The organism is Paenibacillus sp. cl141a (assembly GCF_900109305.1).
Classification (GTDB): domain Bacteria; phylum Bacillota; class Bacilli; order Paenibacillales; family Paenibacillaceae; genus Paenibacillus_AQ; species Paenibacillus_AQ lautus_A.
On record NZ_FNZO01000002.1, the window covers coordinates 606,504 to 622,826 of the forward strand.

At 49.4% G+C, this 16,323-nt stretch carries 16 protein-coding genes, 1 tRNA gene and 1 pseudogene; 15 read left to right on the forward strand and 3 right to left on the reverse strand.

Annotated features, from left to right (window positions below):
* The first annotated feature begins 23 nt into the window (after nt 1–23).
* The 7 genes from pstB (at nt 24) to BMX45_RS07990 (ending at nt 7,300) form a co-directional block, all read left to right on the forward strand.
* Nucleotides 24–779: a phosphate ABC transporter ATP-binding protein PstB gene (gene pstB, locus BMX45_RS07960; RefSeq protein ID WP_009594645.1), complete on the forward strand. Its 756-nt coding sequence runs from the start codon at nt 24–26 to the stop codon at nt 777–779.
* 54 nt (nt 780–833) lie between these two features.
* Nucleotides 834–1,493: a phosphate signaling complex protein PhoU gene (phoU, locus tag BMX45_RS07965; RefSeq protein ID WP_015736975.1), complete on the forward strand. Its 660-nt coding sequence runs from the start codon at nt 834–836 to the stop codon at nt 1,491–1,493.
* 133 nt (nt 1,494–1,626) lie between these two features.
* Nucleotides 1,627–4,287, forward strand: coding sequence for a DNA polymerase I (gene polA, locus BMX45_RS07970; RefSeq protein ID WP_090909205.1), 2,661 nt, complete (start codon nt 1,627–1,629; stop codon nt 4,285–4,287).
* 144 nt (nt 4,288–4,431) lie between these two features.
* On the forward strand, nt 4,432–5,265 hold the full coding sequence (gene mutM / locus BMX45_RS07975) for a DNA-formamidopyrimidine glycosylase (protein ID WP_015736973.1): 834 nt from the start codon (nt 4,432–4,434) through the stop codon (nt 5,263–5,265).
* Between the two features lie 122 nt (nt 5,266–5,387).
* Nucleotides 5,388–6,128 carry an MntP/YtaF family protein gene (locus BMX45_RS07980; protein WP_090909206.1) on the forward strand — a complete coding sequence of 247 codons (741 nt, stop codon included), beginning with the start codon at nt 5,388–5,390 and terminating at the stop codon, nt 6,126–6,128.
* A 9-nt stretch (nt 6,129–6,137) separates the two neighbouring features.
* On the forward strand, nt 6,138–6,737 hold the full coding sequence (coaE, locus tag BMX45_RS07985) for a dephospho-CoA kinase (RefSeq protein ID WP_090909207.1): 600 nt from the start codon (nt 6,138–6,140) through the stop codon (nt 6,735–6,737).
* On the forward strand, nt 6,734–7,300 hold the full coding sequence (locus tag BMX45_RS07990; RefSeq protein ID WP_090909208.1) for a lytic transglycosylase domain-containing protein: 567 nt from the start codon (nt 6,734–6,736) through the stop codon (nt 7,298–7,300). Before coaE ends, BMX45_RS07990 begins: the two co-directional genes overlap by 4 nt.
* Nucleotides 7,301–7,370: 70 nt before the next feature.
* Here the strand turns inward: BMX45_RS07990 and BMX45_RS07995 are convergent, their stop codons facing one another.
* Nucleotides 7,371–7,598, reverse strand: coding sequence for an alpha/beta-type small acid-soluble spore protein (locus BMX45_RS07995; RefSeq protein ID WP_006212016.1), 228 nt, complete (start codon nt 7,596–7,598; stop codon nt 7,371–7,373).
* 146 nt (nt 7,599–7,744) lie between these two features.
* Here BMX45_RS07995 and nrdR point away from each other — a divergent pair, with 146 nt between their 5' ends.
* The 6 genes and pseudogenes from nrdR to BMX45_RS08025 all read left to right on the forward strand — a co-directional run bounded on the left by nrdR (nt 7,745) and on the right by BMX45_RS08025 (nt 12,328).
* Nucleotides 7,745–8,218, forward strand: a complete 474-nt coding sequence (gene nrdR / locus BMX45_RS08000) for a transcriptional regulator NrdR (protein WP_006212015.1) — start codon at nt 7,745–7,747, stop codon at nt 8,216–8,218.
* A gap of 179 nt (nt 8,219–8,397) precedes the next feature.
* A tRNA-Ala gene (locus BMX45_RS08005) sits at nt 8,398–8,470 on the forward strand.
* Between the two features lie 300 nt (nt 8,471–8,770).
* Nucleotides 8,771–9,442: a hypothetical protein gene (locus BMX45_RS08010; RefSeq protein WP_090909209.1), complete on the forward strand. Its 672-nt coding sequence runs from the start codon at nt 8,771–8,773 to the stop codon at nt 9,440–9,442.
* A gap of 281 nt (nt 9,443–9,723) precedes the next feature.
* Nucleotides 9,724–10,356: pseudogene (locus BMX45_RS08015) on the forward strand (Type 1 glutamine amidotransferase-like domain-containing protein).
* A gap of 719 nt (nt 10,357–11,075) precedes the next feature.
* Nucleotides 11,076–12,131 (forward strand): D-alanine--D-serine ligase VanG, encoded by a 1,056-nt coding sequence (gene vanG / locus BMX45_RS08020; protein ID WP_090909210.1) that lies wholly within the window; start codon nt 11,076–11,078, stop codon nt 12,129–12,131.
* A 14-nt stretch (nt 12,132–12,145) separates the two neighbouring features.
* Nucleotides 12,146–12,328 carry a hypothetical protein gene (locus tag BMX45_RS08025; protein ID WP_139212441.1) on the forward strand — a complete coding sequence of 61 codons (183 nt, stop codon included), beginning with the start codon at nt 12,146–12,148 and terminating at the stop codon, nt 12,326–12,328.
* A gap of 537 nt (nt 12,329–12,865) precedes the next feature.
* Here BMX45_RS08025 and BMX45_RS08030 read toward each other — a convergent pair.
* Nucleotides 12,866–14,056 carry a YhgE/Pip domain-containing protein gene (locus BMX45_RS08030; RefSeq protein WP_090909212.1) on the reverse strand — a complete coding sequence of 397 codons (1,191 nt, stop codon included), beginning with the start codon at nt 14,054–14,056 and terminating at the stop codon, nt 12,866–12,868.
* 211 nt (nt 14,057–14,267) lie between these two features.
* Complete coding sequence (locus tag BMX45_RS08035; protein WP_090909213.1) at nt 14,268–15,047, reverse strand: nuclear transport factor 2 family protein; 780 nt, start codon at nt 15,045–15,047, stop codon at nt 14,268–14,270.
* A 195-nt stretch (nt 15,048–15,242) separates the two neighbouring features.
* On the opposite strand from BMX45_RS08035, the gene BMX45_RS08040 reads away from it, so the two are divergent.
* Together BMX45_RS08040 and BMX45_RS08045 are read left to right on the forward strand one after the other, a co-directional pair.
* Nucleotides 15,243–15,854: a TetR/AcrR family transcriptional regulator gene (locus BMX45_RS08040; RefSeq protein ID WP_090909214.1), complete on the forward strand. Its 612-nt coding sequence runs from the start codon at nt 15,243–15,245 to the stop codon at nt 15,852–15,854.
* Between the two features lie 93 nt (nt 15,855–15,947).
* Entirely contained in the window at nt 15,948–16,229 is a 282-nt protein-coding gene (locus BMX45_RS08045) for an ArsR/SmtB family transcription factor (protein WP_015736966.1), read from the forward strand.
* Nucleotides 16,230–16,323 lie beyond the last annotated feature (94 nt).

Here is a 16,323-nt window from a genome sequence, read left to right on the forward strand (position 1 = left end):
GAAAAAGGAGACATGAATAAGATATGGAATCCATCATACAGATAAAAAAATTGAATTTATACTACGATACGTACCATGCGCTTAAAAACGTCGATCTGGACATTCCGGAGAAAACGGTGACGGCATTCATCGGACCGTCGGGCTGCGGAAAGTCAACGCTGCTGCGTACGCTGAATCGGATGAACGACATGATCCCTTCCACCCGAATCGAAGGCAGCGTGCAAATCGGCGGGACGGAAATCTACAGCGAGGAGGTCCACGTCGAGGCCTTGCGCAAGCAGGTAGGGATGGTGTTCCAGCAGCCGAATCCGTTCCCTAAATCGATCTATGACAACATCGCTTACGGGCCGCGCCTGCACGGCATCCGCAATAAAGCGGAGCTTGACCAAATCGTGGAGCAAAGCTTGAAGCAGGCTGTGCTGTGGGACGAAGTCAAAGATTATCTCAAGCGTTCCGCGCTGAGCCTGTCCGGCGGCCAACAGCAGCGCCTGTGCATTGCCCGGGCCCTTGCCGTACAGCCGGATATCCTGCTCATGGATGAAGCCACGTCCGCGCTGGATCCGATCTCGACGCTGAAGATCGAAGAGCTGGTGCAGGAGCTGAAGAGCAAATACACCATCGTTATGGTTACGCACAATATGCATCAGGCTGCACGCGTATCCGGGCAGACGGTATTTTTCCTGAATGGCGAAGTGGTTGAATCCGCGAACACGGATACGCTGTTCTCGACGCCGTCGGATGCACGTACCGAGGATTATATCTCAGGCCGTTTCGGTTAAGGCCGTTATTACGACAATGATCTTTCTTAAAAGTAGATAGGAGGAGCATCATACATGATCCGGAGAATTGAATTTGATCAGCAGCTTGATGAGCTGAGAAGTTTGCTGCAGGATATGGGCAAGCATATGGAGGAGGCGCTGGCAAACAGCGTGGAGTCCCTCCAGACCTTGGATGCGGAGAAAGCGCAGGCGGTCATCAAGAACGATGTGCAGTTAAACAACATGGAAGAGCAAATCATGGACATCGGCTCCCGCCTGATCGTGACCCAACAGCCTGTGGCAAAGGATTTGCGCCGAATATTGGTTGCTTTCCGGATTGCAAGCGACTTGGAGCGTATGGGAGACTTGGCGCGGGATGTCGCTAAAGTTACGATCCGTCTGCAAGGCCAGAAACTGATCAAGCCTCTGGTGGATCTTCCGCGGATGTCGGATATGGTGCGTGCGATGGTTTCGGAATCCATCGAATCCTATCTGACGGAAAATACGGATCTGGCTTATAAAATGGCACAGGATGATGATCAGGTCGATCACTTGTACAGCGTCATTCTGCAGGACCTGTATTCGCATCTGACATCCGATCCGGATTCGGCCAATCAAGCGATGCTGCTGATCATGGTGGGACGCTACATCGAACGGATCGCCGACCATGCAACCAACATCGGCGAGAGCACGGTGTACCTCGTAACGGGTCATCGTCCCGACCTCAATCAATAGCGAAATGTTAGTCAAACGCTGGCGAAAGCCGGCGTTTTTTTTGCGATTCACCGTTAATCGAACGGATTGTTCGGATTTGGCGTTAACCTATGTTATCATGTGGAAAGGAAGTAATATTGGTGCGAGGTGTTCTATGGACAAGCTGATTCTGATTGATGGAAATAATATCATTTACCGGGCATTCTTTGCGATGCCGCCGCTGACCAATGCCAGCGGACAACAGACGAATGCGGTTTACGGCTTTACGACGATGCTGCTTCGCTTGATCGAGGAGCATAAACCGACGCATATGATGGTGGCATTCGATGCCGGCAAGGAAACGTTCCGTCATGCGGATTATCAGGAGTACAAGGGCGGCCGACAGAAGACGCCGCCGGAGCTCTCAGGACAATTCCCGCTGCTGAAAGAGCTGCTGAAAGGCCTGGGCGTCTCTCAATTCGAAATCGGCGGCTATGAGGCAGACGACATTATCGGTACGATTACCCGCCAGGCTGACGAAGCCGGCCGCAAGGTGATGGTCGTCTCCGGGGACAAGGACATGCTGCAGCTGGCTTCGGAGCATACCACGATCGCGATGGTCCGCAAAGGCGTCACCGAAATCGAGTATTACGGACCGGAACAGATTAAGGAGCGGTATAACCTGACGCCTGATCAGATTATCGACCTTAAGGGATTGATGGGCGATGCTTCCGATAATATTCCCGGGGTTCCGGGAGTAGGGGAGAAAACCGCGCTGAAGCTGCTTCATGAATTCGGATCCGTTGAAGCGGTGGTATCCCGGACCGATGAGCTGAAGGGCAAGATGAAAGAGAAGATCGAGGAGCATGCGGATTCCGCCATACTGAGCAAGAAGCTGGCTACAATCTTCCGCGAAGTGCCGCTGGAACAGTCGCTGGATGAAATGGCATTTACGGGCCTGAATGAGGAGACGGCTGGTCCCGCACTGGCGAAACTCGAGTTTAAATCGCTTATTGAACGGTTGAACCTGAGCACAAGCGGTGCTGCTGGTGATGCGGCGGAGTCGAAGCCTGAAGCGAAGATCGACGTGACCCTTGTGGACGCAAAGGGAATTGCCGAGGTTGCGGATCATCTGGCACAAGTGACCGTGCTCCATGTGGAAACGCATGGGGACAACCCCCATCATGCGGACGTGATCGGACTGGCACTCGCGACGGAGGAGCGGCAGTACTTCCTCCCGTTTGACGTGCTGAAGTCGGAAGAGGCGGAGCCTGTCCGTGCTTGGCTTGCCGATAGCGAGATCCAAAAACGCGGGTATGACCTGCACCGTATTGACCTGGCGCTGCATTGGCAGGGCATCGCCTTTGCCGGTGCGGCATTCGACGTTCACCTGGCAGCCTACCTGCTGGATCCGACGGAATCCAATCAAACCCTTAGCGGTCTGGCCTCAAAGTACGGTCTGGCCTATCTTCAAGCCGACGAGGACGTGTTCGGTAAAGGGGCCAAGTACAAGGTTCCCGATGTGGAGAAGCTCAGCGAGCACATGGCCAGAAAATGCCTGGCCATATCCGAACTGGTTCCCATTCAGGAGAAGGAGCTGGCTGCAAATGAGATGCTCCCGCTGTTCCATGATCTGGAGATGCCGCTTTCGCGCATTCTGGCCGATATGGAGAAGCAGGGAATTGCCGTGAATGCGGAGGATTTGAAGGAGCTGGGACGCGAGTTCGAAGGGCAGATCGCGAAGCTTGTTCAGGAGATCTACGAGATCGCCGGAACGGAATTCAATCTCAATTCGCCTAAACAGCTCGGCGAAATCCTGTTTGTGAAGCTGGAGCTGCCGGTCATCAAGAAGACCAAAACCGGTTATTCCACCGATGCCGAGGTGCTCGAAAAGCTGGCGCCTTATCACGATATCGTCCGCCTGATTTTACAGTACCGTACTTTGGCCAAGCTGCAATCCACTTACGTGGAAGGACTGCTGAAGGAGATTTCATCCGTAACCGGCAAAGTGCATACCTACTATCGTCAGACTATTGCCGCTACCGGCCGTCTGAGCAGCCAATACCCGAATTTGCAGAACATTCCGATCCGTCTGGAGGAAGGGCGCAAGCTGCGCAAGGTTTTCGTTCCGTCGGAACCGGGGTGGAGCATTCTGGCGGCGGACTACTCCCAAATCGAGCTTCGCGTGCTTGCGCATATCTCGGACGACGAACGGCTGAAGGAAGCCTTCGTCCACGACATGGACATCCACACCAAGACGGCAATGGACGTGTTTGGAGTCGGCATGGATGAGGTGGACTCCAATATGCGCCGGTCCGCCAAGGCCGTTAACTTCGGCATCGTGTATGGAATCAGCGACTATGGCCTGTCCCAGAACCTGAACATTACGCGGAAGGAAGCGGCATCGTTTATCGACCAGTATTTCGAGGTGTTCCAGGGCGTGCGGCGCTATATGGACGTGATCGTCAAGCAGGCGAAGCAAGACGGGTATGTGAAGACCTTGCTCGAACGCAGACGGTATCTGCCGGAGATTAACGCCAGTAATTTCAACCTGCGCTCTTTTGCGGAGCGGACGGCGATGAATACGCCGATTCAGGGAACGGCTGCCGACATCATCAAGCTGGCCATGGTCCATATGGACAAGGCGCTCCATGAGCGCCAACTGAAGAGCCGCATGCTGCTCCAGGTGCACGATGAATTGGTGTTCGAGGTACCGGAGGATGAGCTGGAGGTCATGAAGGAATTGGTGCCGGACGTGATGAGTCAGGCGCTGAAGCTGTCCGTGCCGCTGAAATCGGAAGTCAGTTATGGCGAGAACTGGTACGAGGCGAAGTAAAAGCTGCCCGGCGTGTAGCGGATAGGGTTCATAAAGGGGGATCATGGAGTGAAGAGGGAGGCGGTTATGCACCATACCTTTCCACAAAACCATGGTCCCGCTCTGTCCCAACTTCCGGTATAATGGGGATGAGGTGAAGTCATTATGCCGGAATTGCCGGAAGTAGAAACCGTGAAACGAACACTTAACCAATTGATTAAAGGTAAGCATATAGATCATGTATCCGTGAATCTTCCGCGGATTATCCAGCGTCCTGACGATATCGAGGCATTTGCTTTTATGTTAAAGGGCCATACCGTGGAAGGCGTGGAGCGCCGCGGGAAGTTTTTGCGGATCTTGCTGGACGGGCTGGTGCTCGTTTCGCATCTTCGGATGGAGGGGCGTTACGGGGTGTACCGAGCCGAGGAGCCGGTAGAGAAGCATACCCATGTCATCTTCCATTTCTCGGACGGGACGGAGCTGCGGTACAAGGACGTGCGCCAATTCGGAACGATGCATCTATTTGCGCCAGGGGAAGAGTTCCAGCATGCTCCCCTTGCCAAGCTTGGTTATGAGCCGCTGGACGACACGTTTACGTTCGGAACCTTCAAGGAAGTCATCGGTACCAAGAAAACGAAGATCAAGGCGGTGCTGCTGAATCAGGCATATGTGGTCGGCATCGGCAATATATATGTTGATGAGGCCTTGTTCCGGGCCAAGATTCATCCGGAGCGGAACGCGAACAGCCTGAAGGATGCCGAGCTCAAGCGATTGTATCATGCGATCGTGGATACGTTGTCCGAAGCTGTCGACGCGGGCGGATCTTCCATCAAGTCCTATGTCAACGGACAGGGCGAGATGGGGATGTTCCAGAACAGCCATCAGATTTACGGTCGGAAGGACAAGCCGTGCCATGCATGCGGCGGCCCGATTCATAAGATCGTGGTCGGCGGGCGGGGGACCCATTACTGTCCGAAGTGTCAGCCGGTCAAGAAGTAATTGAATAGGCGTGCACCCATTCCTGCTTCCCCACATATAATGTGGAACATATGTGGAGCGCATCGGGCAGCTCTTCTTCATGAATGAGCAGCTTGATGTGGAGCTTTGGAGGAGGGAAAAGGGTGCTCAGTCATATTTTCTCGTCTGCCCTGCTGGCCATGGCGTTAAGCTTGGACGGATTTGGGGCAGGGGTTACATACGGTCTGCGCAAAACAAGGATACCGCTGCTGTCTGTATTGATCATCTCGCTGTGTTCCGGTTTGGTGCTTGGCGTCTCCATGCAGGCAGGCGCGCTGCTGCAGCGGTTCTTATCCCCATCTGCGGCATCCGTGATCGGAGCTGCCATTTTGATACTGCTGGGCCTATGGTCTTTATATCAGCAGGTTCGGAGAAGCAGCGAGCCTGAAGTGCAGCCGGCATCCGCCGTGGATTCTACCGCATCGCTTACGGAAACGCTGGGAGCCATTCATCCAGGGGCACCGCGTCGTGAAGTTACCACGGCAGGCCAAGAGCAGCTTCAGCGAGCAGTATTCTCCCTTGAAATACCGAAGATCGGCGTCGTCATTCAAATTCTCCGCAGCCCGACGAAAGCGGATCTGGACGACTCCGGCAGCATCTCTCCATGGGAGGCGATGTGGCTGGGGATCGCGCTGTCGCTCGATGCGTTCGGAGCCGGGCTCGGCGCAGCGATGCTGGGTTTCTCGCCGCTAGGCACTGCAGCCGTGGTTTCCTTGTTCAGCGGGATATTTCTGGTGCTGGGCATGCGGGTTGGCCTCCGTTTTGCGGCCAAGGGCGGCATGCGTTTTATCTCGTATCTGCCTGCTTTTTTATTAGTTGTCATGGGTATAATGAAGCTGTTATGAGGTGAAGTCATGAATATCGGTTTAACCGGAGGAATAGCAACAGGCAAAAGCACCGTGTCCTCCATGTTGGCCATGAAGGGAGCGCTTCTCGTCGATGCGGATATCATCGCCCGGGAAGTGATGCTCCCGGGTCATCCGGTGCTGGGTAAAGTGACCGAACATTTTGGACAAGCGATCCTGTTCGAAGACGGTACGTTGAATCGAAAGAAGCTCGGGGAGATGATCTTCCATCATCCGGAGCAAAGAGCGGCATTGAATGAGATTACGCATCCGGCAATCCGGCAGGAAATCCGGGAACGGACGGAGGCGTATGAACGGCAGCATCCCGATCGGCTCGTGGTAGCGGATATTCCATTGCTGTTGGAGGCACGAGAAGCCTATCCTTATCTGAAGCAGATCGTTGTCGTCTATGTCCCGCGCGAGATGCAGCTTGCGCGTTTGATGGAGCGGGACGCGCTTACCCGGGAAGCGGCAGAGGCGCGTCTTAGCAGCCAGATGGACATTGAGCAGAAGAAGCTTCGAGCGGATATCCTGATCGATAACAGCGGCACGTTGGCCGAAACGCAGCAGCAGGTGGACAACCTGTGGAACAGGCTGGTTCTGATATGAAGTGGCTTCGTAAAAAAAGGGTGCTGCTCCTGCTGTTCGTTTCTTTTGTAGCGCTGTTGTTCCTAAGCTCCAATTGGATGACCCTGCTGTATCCGATCCATTATAAAGATGAGATCCGCAAACATGCCGCTTATTATGAGGTCGATCCGTTTCTGGTGGCCTCGATCATTCGGGTGGAAACGAATTTCAAGCCGGGCAAGGAATCCAAGAAGGGGGCGCTGGGCATTATGCAGCTGATGCCGGATACGGCGAACTGGGCGATGGAAATGGCCAAGCTCCCGTCGGTAAACCTGCAGAGCGTAAAGAATGAAGTGGATGCGAACATCCAGCTGGGCACCTGGTACATTCAGAATCTGCACAAGGAAATGGACGGCAATCCGATTGCCGCCATCGCTGCTTATAACGCGGGCCCCGGGAACGTCAAGAATTGGATCAACAAGGGCATGTGGGATGGAACCTATGAGAACGTGAAGAGCATACCCATTGGGGAAACCCGGCATTATGTACAGCGCGTGATTTATTATTATAATCAATATACGGATGTTTATAAGGGCGGCTTCTAAAGAAAAAAAAGAGCGCTGGACAGGCTCTTACATCGAGCCGCCAACACTCCTTTTTTTAAGGAAGAATCAATTATTGACCGGAGTATTGACCAGCCAATTGTTGCTCGGCCAGGGTTACAAGACGCTTTGTGATGTATCCCCCGATCGAACCGTTCTCATAGGAAGTCATGTTACCTTGGTATCCGTCTTGTGGAATGGAGATACCAAGTTCTTGAGCTACCTCGTATTTCAGTTGCTCAAGAGCAGCGTTTGCGCGAGGAACAACCAGGTTGTTGGAGTTGTTGTTGCTTTGTGCCATGTTAAGTTCACCTCCTTGGGTTGGTAAAAGTATTATGTCTCGGGTCTCGCATTTTCATAACATAAAAGACAAAAGTTTTGCTGGTAAATTTTTCTGATGCCCATTAAGGGCGAATCACGCTGAATACAAAGGAAGTGAGACAACTTATGAAGTGTCCATATTGCAGTTATGCCGGAACGAAAGTGCTGGATTCCAGGCCTGCCAACGAAAATAAATCCATCCGCCGCCGCAGGGAATGCGAGCAGTGCAGCAAGAGATTCACAACCTTTGAAATGGTGGAGGAAACGCCGCTCATCGTCGTGAAAAAGGACGGAAGCCGCGAAGAGTTCAGCCGGGAGAAGGTGCTCCGCGGTTTGATAAGGGCATGCGAGAAGCGTCCCGTATCCGTGGACCAGCTGGATATGATCGTATCGGATGTCGAGAAGGCGCTGCGCAATACCGCAGCTGCGGAAGTGGAAAGCCGCCAGATCGGGGAGCTTCTGATGGAGCGGTTATATCCGGTCGACGAGGTGGCTTACGTTCGGTTTGCGTCCGTATACCGGCAATTCAAGGATATCAATATGTTCATGAAGGAACTGAAAAGCCTGCTGTCCAAAGATACGGACGTACAGGAGCTGTAAGAGCGCCGCGGTTCTTAAACAACTCTGGTGCTCTTCCGGCGCTCTCATGGCGCCAAATTCTCATCATCGATAAGTGACATTATATAGAGAAGGAAAAAAGGCACAGCGCGTTATCGAAAAAGTTCTGAAAAAGTGTTGACATGCCTGCTGATTTTTTATATGATATAGAAGTCGCTTACGGGGCCTTAGCTCAGCTGGGAGAGCGCCTGCCTTGCACGCAGGAGGTCAGGGGTTCGATCCCCCTAGGCTCCATATTACTTAAACATTTAACAGCCTGTGTTGGGCTGTTTTTTATATATTTTTTTGTTTTGTGCAATTCGTCGTACAAATCACGTTCTTATTCAGGGAATATGCCCACAAAATTAGAGACTTGAATGGTAAGTCGGAGGGATTTGTACGATGAATCGTACAAATCGAATCGAAGAAAAGGTTAAGTGTAGGTTTTGTATGATAACTCGTATAAAGTAGTCATTTGGCGAAGCACGCCTCGATCATTTCTGCCTGTGCAGGAAGGACCGGGGCGTTTTTTTATTCTAAAAGGAGGCGAAGATGATGAGTTTTGAAACCGAACATGCTAAATGGATCCACTGGCATTTGAGTCGTCGTACCGGAGAGCGTAAAGACGCATTGAAGCGGGGGCATGGCTATGGAAACCAACTGTTTGCAGAAAAGATCTGGTGGCCGCTGACGGGGCATTTTCATGGCTTGCATCCGGAGTACGAGTTGTTGGATTGGCGAGGACGGTCATATTTTGTGGATTTCATGTGGATATTGGGAGCGCTTCGCTTTGCAATAGAGATTATGGGCTATGGCTCACACGGCAAAGAGCGAACCAAATATCGGATGGATCTGAATCGGGGATTGTTCCTGCAGTCCCAGCAATGTCACGTGATATCCATTTCACTTGATGAAATGAAAGAAAACCCTTCGTTCATTCAAGCGATTCTGCGCAATATGTTGGCACCGTATTTCACTTCCGGCAAGCCTATATTGCAATCGTTTGCTAAAATTGAACGAATGTTGATGCGTTATGCAGCATGTCATAACCGAAGCGTTCGACCATCAGAAGCGGCAATCGAATTGGACCTTCACAAGCAAACAGTCATCAAGTACTGCCGTGAGTTGGTGCGAAAGGGGAAGCTTCGACCTGTCCCTGCCGGCAATTCAGGGAAAGTGTATCAATATGAGCTTTTAGGATCCGTCATTCATTTTGAAATGATGTAATCAAAGCCCTCGCCCCTCTTAAGGACAACAACCGTGTGAATCGTCCGCGTGGAGAGAGTGACCAAGAGAACAAAAAATCGCCAAATCTTGTAGATGGAAGTTACCACACCACCAACTCAAGAAAGGGCGATTTTTTGTTGTACACAAAATTACGTATTCTACAAATTTGGGATGCTGATAGTGAGTGATTGCATATAAAAATCAAAACCGCCGCATTTCTATTCAAAAAGAAGATTGTAGAGGGGGGCTAATGGAACTAGAGAATACAAAAGACAGTCTACATTGCTCAAGTCGTCAATCTCATTTTTCAAAAATAATAGCAATCTGTAGTAAATGTAACCCTCTGCATCCCCACGGCGATGTACGGACACCCCTGGGTCGGCCCCGGCGTCAAAACCTGGGAGTTCATCAGCGGGAAAGAAGAGAATCCCATGGTAAATCTGGGGTGGAAGTCCGTCGGCGTGCTGGAGCTCACTACGCTGCCAAGCATCGACGAAGACCGCTGGGTGCCGTTGGTCCGTGAGACGGACGTCCTGCTGGTGTCGGGCGGAGACGCTCTCTATCTGTGCCACTGGATGCGGCAATCCGGGCTGGCAGATCTCTTGCCCTCGCTGCAGGCAGTCTATGTGGGAATGAGTGCTGGGAGCATGGTGATGGGACCTAACATCGGAGAATTCTTTGTTGGTTGGACTCCACCCAACGGTGGTGATGAAACGTTGGGACTGGTCGATTTTGCAATGTTTCCTCATCTGGATCATGAGATGCTGCCGTATAACACAATGGCTAATGCAGAAAGATGGGCCGCCGGGATGCAGGGGCCGGCGTATGCAATTGATGATCAAACTGCCATCAAAGTAATCGATGGAGAGGTCGAAGTTGTATCCGAAGGGCATTGGAAACTGTTTACGCCATGATCTTACTATGCTGCTAGCTTTTTGGGTGCAATCTCGAATGAATCGAGTACTTCAGATCAATGTGGAGGTATTCATCGGGAATCCATTCAAGTATACTACTTTTACATTTTACAGCCTGTGTTGGGCTGTTTTTTGCATTTTTTTGTTTTGTGCAATTCGTCGTACAAATTACGTGCTCATTCAGTGAATATGCCCGATTTTGTACGATTCATCGCACAAAATTAGTGAATTGAATGGTAAGTCGGATGGATTTGTACGATGAATCGTACAAATGGAATCTAAAAAAAGATTAAGTATAGGATTTGTATGATAAAACGTATAAAGTAGTCATTTGGCGAAGCACGCCCCGATCATTTCTGCCTGAGCAGGAAGGACCGGGGCGTTTTTTATTCTAAAAGGAGGCGGAGATGTGAGTTTTGAAACCGAACATGCTAAATGGATCCACTGGCATTTGAGTCGTCGTACCGGAGAGCGTAAAAGACGCACTGAAGCGGGGGTATGGCTTATGGAAACCAACTGTCTGCAGAGAAGATCTGGTGGCCGCCACACCACCAACTCAAATTCACCGATTTCAGGGTGCAAAAGTTGAGTTAAGAAAAAATTTAACTTCCCTTACACTTTCCTTTAATTCTTCCATTCAAACTAGCAGTATGACCACGATTGACGTTCATAATAGAAGTAATTTTTTTGTTTCATATTACAGTTCAGGAGGCTGTTACATGGAGAAAATGACGGTTGCGGTATTGTTTGGTGGCTGTTCCGGCGAGTATGAGGTTTCTTTAAGCTCAGCGGCTGCAGTGATCGAACATTTGGATATTGAAAAGTACAATCTTGTATTAATCGGAATTACACGAGAAGGATCATGGCTTAGATATAGTGGGAATCTTGAGGATATCCGCAATGACCGCTGGCATGCGCATCCGAGTTGTATTCCTTCCTTTTTCTCGCCTAGCAGGGAAATAAAAGGACTCATTGAGCTTGTTCATACGGAATATCATGTGACGCCGGTTGATGTTGTATTTCCGGTACTTCACGGGAAATACGGTGAGGACGGAACCTTGCAAGGATTATTGGAATTAGCGGGTATACCGTTCGTTGGATGTGACATGCTGTCATCCGCAATATGTATGGACAAGGAGTTGGCCCACACGCTGGTTCGGGCTGCAGGTATCGATACGCCACGTTCCTTGACGGTCTATCGCGATGGGAGTATGGAAAAGGTATTGGCAGCAGCTGAAGAAGAGCTGGGGTTCCCGCTGTTTGTCAAGCCGGCTAGGTCCGGGTCTTCTCTAGGCATTACGAAGGTGCATGACATGAAAGAGTTGGCAGCAGGGACAGCCAATGCCTTTACACACGACACTAAAGTCGTCATTGAGCAAAACATAAACGGATTTGAAGTGGGCTGCGCCATTCTAGGCCATTCGGATCCTATAATCGGCGTGATTGATGAGATTGAACTAGAGGGGGGATTTTTTGATTATTCCGAAAAGTACTCCTTGCACACTTCGAAGATTCACTTGCCTGCCTGCATCGATAAGGACACGGCAAACAAAGTCAAAGAAACTGCGCTCGCTATATATAAAACGCTAGGCTGCAGCGGGTTTGCGCGGGTAGACATGTTCCTTACCCCTGACGGAAGGATTGTGTTTAACGAGGTCAACACAATACCGGGTTTCACGTCGAACTCCCGCTATCCGAGGATGCTCCAAGCCAGCGGCTTGACCTATGCGGATATTCTCGACCAACTACTCCATCACACGGTTGCAGAGGTTTGAGACTTATGGAGAACATGAACATTTGGCATGGTATCCGCAGGCCATATCTGCAATATGCTGCAGAAATTGAGCTTGAACGAGCAGCCGTTCATCGTGGACATCTCATTCTAGTAAATCGCGATCATCCTGTTCAGATGGTTCCGCAAGCATTGAATCTGCTTCCGCTTAAGGACATTCAAGCAATTGGTGTACAGTAACCAATGAAGTACTTAGCGGAATCGGAGAACGGGTTGAAAGAGTTTATATCAATTAGATTGTGATCCTGAAGCAGACAAGCTGACGATCGAAGAAGTGATGAAAGCGAGAGACCTTGATTAGAAAAAATTCATAGATTTAATTAAACTTGTCAATGACCAAGCTATAGGTATTCTAGGTCAAATAGATGTTTTTGGTCTGGATGAAAATATCAATACTCTGTGCAAAAATGTAATTTATCATTATTGAGGATTTCGATCACAGTATTTTAAGAGAATACTTCCTGAATGATACTGAAATAAGCAGGGACATTAGAATCGTAGAGACATAATGTTGAAAAGGCCTTGAATGACAAGGTTTCCTTCTACTATTCCCTTAACATACAGAACCCTATCTCTCCACTGGCAGCGATGAGGTCAGGGGTTCGATCTCCCTAGGCTCATACGAAGAGGAACCCTTGAGAAATCAAGGGTTTTTTGTTTTTTTTTATAACTTTTTAATACTTTCCGGAAATGGTCTTGGGGACGAATATTGAGTTCTTACTTTATTTTATCGCCTGTAACCGAAGTAGGAGCGGCATCTGTCGCTCGATTAACCTTAAATCCGGATGAGAGCAGCAAGACCAAAAATCCACCGGCGACGCCCCATAAAATCAAGCCGTTTGAGTGAGCTGCGTCCAGTCCGCCGAAGTACATGACTTCCCGTAGCCCTCCTGCTGCGAACCGCAGTGGCGTCCACGAATAGATCCAATCTCGCGTCGTTTGCGACAAGAATTCCGGAGCCATGTTCAGGAGCGGCACGGAGAAGAACATCAGCAGTACGAGCAGCGGTATTGCACGGAATCCGATCCAATTCAGCAAGGAAGATTGCAACAAGAAGAACGCCGATCCAGCCAACCATAAGAACAACCACGTCTCCCCCGCGTTAGCCAGTTCCATCCCGTACCACGACGAAGCCATCCATATGGTGAAGCACGAGGCTATGCCAACGATCGCAAGCCCTACGATAGCTTGCAGCGCGCTGACTGTCCATCTCCTTGAACCCGCGGCGACCGCCTTCTGGCTAGCCAGGAGCAAGACGACTCCGGACACCATGCTGCCGATCCATATAATCTGGGTCAACAAACCCGGCGCATTCCCCGCCGCATGATTCACTCCCGGTGGATGCACGACTTCCTCCAGAACGTTCACCGGTGTCATTAAAGCTTTAGCCGTCTCAACCGGAATTTGCTCCGTTTGCTGTCCGATCTGCCCAAGCAGCTGCTGCAACAGTTCCCCATTGATCATTTTCATCGCTTGCCCCATTGCCTGTCTTACGACCATCGAGGCTTGAGTGTTCATACCCTCGTTGGAGATGATTCTCACATTAGGGTGAATCGGCGAGTGAGTTGCTAACGAGAGTAAACTGCTGCTCAGATCCGCAGGAATCACAATCGCTCCGTAATATTCGCGTTTATCCAGTCCTTCCCGAGCCTTTTCCTCGGAATCCACGACATGCCAGACAAACGGCATTGCCGGGCTCGACAGCAACTTTTCCTTGATCATTTCCCCTATCGCAAACGTTCCTCCGGTCGGCAGCTCCGCCGGCTTGTCAAGGATAACAAGGGCCACCGGGACCTCCTTTGGCTTCGATCCAAGCACCGATCCCATCATCGCTAACCCGAATACGGTCAACACGATCAGGACGAGCACCATGCCCAGCCACATCATTTTTTGTGTCAGCATTTTCATGATCCACTACTCCTTGTCTCTTTATAATGAACATATGGTTGGTTATCAACGGATCACACGGCACTTCATGGCAATAAACAAAAATAGCGTTGCTGCAGCAACGCTTCTGTATCCACTTGATTACAAAATTGAATGCTCAAGTACATTCGGAAGCGCAAGACATCACCGCACTTACATTTCGGCGATGCCTTGCGATTTAGCTGCACCAATTTCAAAATCTACTGTTCGAATTTTTTCGTTTTTCTGCCGGCAGTATGGCCTCGATTACGTCCCAATGCTCAGCGATCTTTCCATCCGCTACGCGGAACAAATCGTAGAAAGCAGTATGTTGACCATCAAACAGACCTTCACTCATTGTAAGAACAAAATCGCCTTGACCGATAATTTGATGGACCTGAGTATATTGAAACTCAACATTTTTCTCCTTCAGAGCCTGCAAAGCAGTATGAAGACCTGAAAGGCCGTCTGCAATATGCGGACTATGTTGAATGTAGTGATCTCCATCAAAGTAAGAGGCCAGCAGGTCAGGGTTCTTCCCGAGCAAAATGTTCTCAACATAGCTTTTGACAATTGCTTTGTTGGCATCCGTCTTGTCGATATCCTTAATCGTAACCGGTCCGTCGATCATCGTATGATTGCTTGGTGTCTTCTCCACCATCTCTTGCAAATTGTCCCAATGCTCGACGATCAGTCCATTCTCAAAACGGAAGAGATCAAATACGATTTTAGGGCCGTGAAAATGATATACAGAATGAAGAGCCACATAATTTCCGTCAACTAAAGTACGCTTAATGCTTACCTTAGTACCAAGTTCCTTTAAATGATCAAGTGCGCCAAGCATGGATTCACGACCATCGAGTAAGGCCTGGTTATGCTGAATATATTGGTCTGGATGAACGTAAGCCGTAATCGCTTCGGGGTTGCCGCTCTCAAAACTTTCCAGTACGGCGACTGCCTTACGAACAAGTTCATGTTGATGGTTGGATGTCATTGGAATATCCTCCTTGGATTTTTTTTGGTCATTAGATAAATAATGAACATTACGTTGTTTATTTATCTGTTGCTCATTATAATAGAGGCTAATATAACGCTCAATATTCAATATTTTAAGTTATGATGGATAACAGACAGCTCATAAAACTTTGTCGCTTAACGACCTAAATAAATTTAAGGGGGAACGAAAATAATGAACAAGAAAACCGACCTAAGAATACTGCGCACGAAACAATCGATTCGAAAGGCGTTTTATGAGCTTATTCAGGAAAAGGGATATGAATCGATAACGATCCAGGATATTGCCGATCGGGCTATGATCAATCGAAACACATTTTATCTCCACTACCAAAATAAGCCTGATTTATTGGATACATGTATGAATGAATTGTTGAGCGAATTAAAGGATGCGGTCATTCTTTGTCCCATCAGCATGAATCCTTTCCGTATTTCTCTACTCGAAACAGTCATGCAAACCGTACTGGAGCATATCTGCCTAAATTTGATCTTTTATCATTCCATGTTAATTGAAGAGAATAGAATCTATCCGTTTCAAGCGAAAATGGAAAATATCATTAAAGATAAATTAATTGAGGGGTGGAAACCTGCTCAGGGAAACTCCCCATTAGCGATATCCAAGGAATTGCTGATCGAATACCTCGGAGCGGCTTTCATGGGGATTGTCATTTGGTGGATTAAAAACGATAAGCCCCTTCCTGCAGATGAAGTTTCGTCTCAGTTTAGCAGAATCGTTGCCTACGGGCATTTAAGGGCTGCCGGCATCGCCGTCGAGGATTATAATTAGGGAGGTATACGCCCTTTACATTTGAACAACATGGTGCTAAACTTGATTTCGATAGTTATAGAACTGCAGGATATGTGCGGGGAGGTGGATACAGTGGGAGAAAATCAAGAAGCTATCGGGCAAGCGGTTAAAGTGTATAAAGCTTTGGGGGAACCCACCCGGCTAAAAATCGCTTTACTGCTCGCGAAAGAGAGCAATTTATGCTTCACCGCCGTCGGTGAAAGGCTTGAATCGGTTGCAGGCTCGACGCTATCGCATCATTTAAAGCAATTGACGGACTCTGGCTTGATTGATTCTCGCAAGAATGGATCGTTTATTCACTATAACGTCAATCGAGAAGTAGCGGAAAAATTTGCGCCGTTTTTGCTGGCGTAATTTTTTTGAAAATCATTTCTATATATTTAGAACAGTAGAAATGGTGGGACTCTTTGCTAATCATCCCTATTCCATATTAAGAAGGAGAGAATAA

What these genes read in the sequence shown, in the direction of transcription:
- pstB (WP_009594645.1), top strand. Translation starts at nt 24, where the DNA reads ATGGAATCCATCATACAGATAAAAAAATTGAATTTATACTACGATACG.
- phoU (WP_015736975.1), top strand. Translation starts at nt 834, where the DNA reads ATGATCCGGAGAATTGAATTTGATCAGCAGCTTGATGAGCTGAGAAGT.
- polA (WP_090909205.1), top strand. Translation starts at nt 1,627, where the DNA reads ATGGACAAGCTGATTCTGATTGATGGAAATAATATCATTTACCGGGCA.
- mutM (WP_015736973.1), top strand. Translation starts at nt 4,432, where the DNA reads ATGCCGGAATTGCCGGAAGTAGAAACCGTGAAACGAACACTTAACCAA.
- coaE (WP_090909207.1), top strand. Translation starts at nt 6,138, where the DNA reads ATGAATATCGGTTTAACCGGAGGAATAGCAACAGGCAAAAGCACCGTG.
- BMX45_RS07990 (WP_090909208.1), top strand. Translation starts at nt 6,734, where the DNA reads ATGAAGTGGCTTCGTAAAAAAAGGGTGCTGCTCCTGCTGTTCGTTTCT.
- BMX45_RS07995 (WP_006212016.1), bottom strand. Translation starts at nt 7,598, where the DNA reads ATGGCACAAAGCAACAACAACTCCAACAACCTGGTTGTTCCTCGCGCA.
- nrdR (WP_006212015.1), top strand. Translation starts at nt 7,745, where the DNA reads ATGAAGTGTCCATATTGCAGTTATGCCGGAACGAAAGTGCTGGATTCC.
- BMX45_RS08010 (WP_090909209.1), top strand. Translation starts at nt 8,771, where the DNA reads ATGAGTTTTGAAACCGAACATGCTAAATGGATCCACTGGCATTTGAGT.
- vanG (WP_090909210.1), top strand. Translation starts at nt 11,076, where the DNA reads ATGGAGAAAATGACGGTTGCGGTATTGTTTGGTGGCTGTTCCGGCGAG.
- BMX45_RS08025 (WP_139212441.1), top strand. Translation starts at nt 12,146, where the DNA reads ATGAACATTTGGCATGGTATCCGCAGGCCATATCTGCAATATGCTGCA.
- BMX45_RS08030 (WP_090909212.1), bottom strand. Translation starts at nt 14,056, where the DNA reads ATGAAAATGCTGACACAAAAAATGATGTGGCTGGGCATGGTGCTCGTC.
- BMX45_RS08035 (WP_090909213.1), bottom strand. Translation starts at nt 15,047, where the DNA reads ATGACATCCAACCATCAACATGAACTTGTTCGTAAGGCAGTCGCCGTA.
- BMX45_RS08040 (WP_090909214.1), top strand. Translation starts at nt 15,243, where the DNA reads ATGAACAAGAAAACCGACCTAAGAATACTGCGCACGAAACAATCGATT.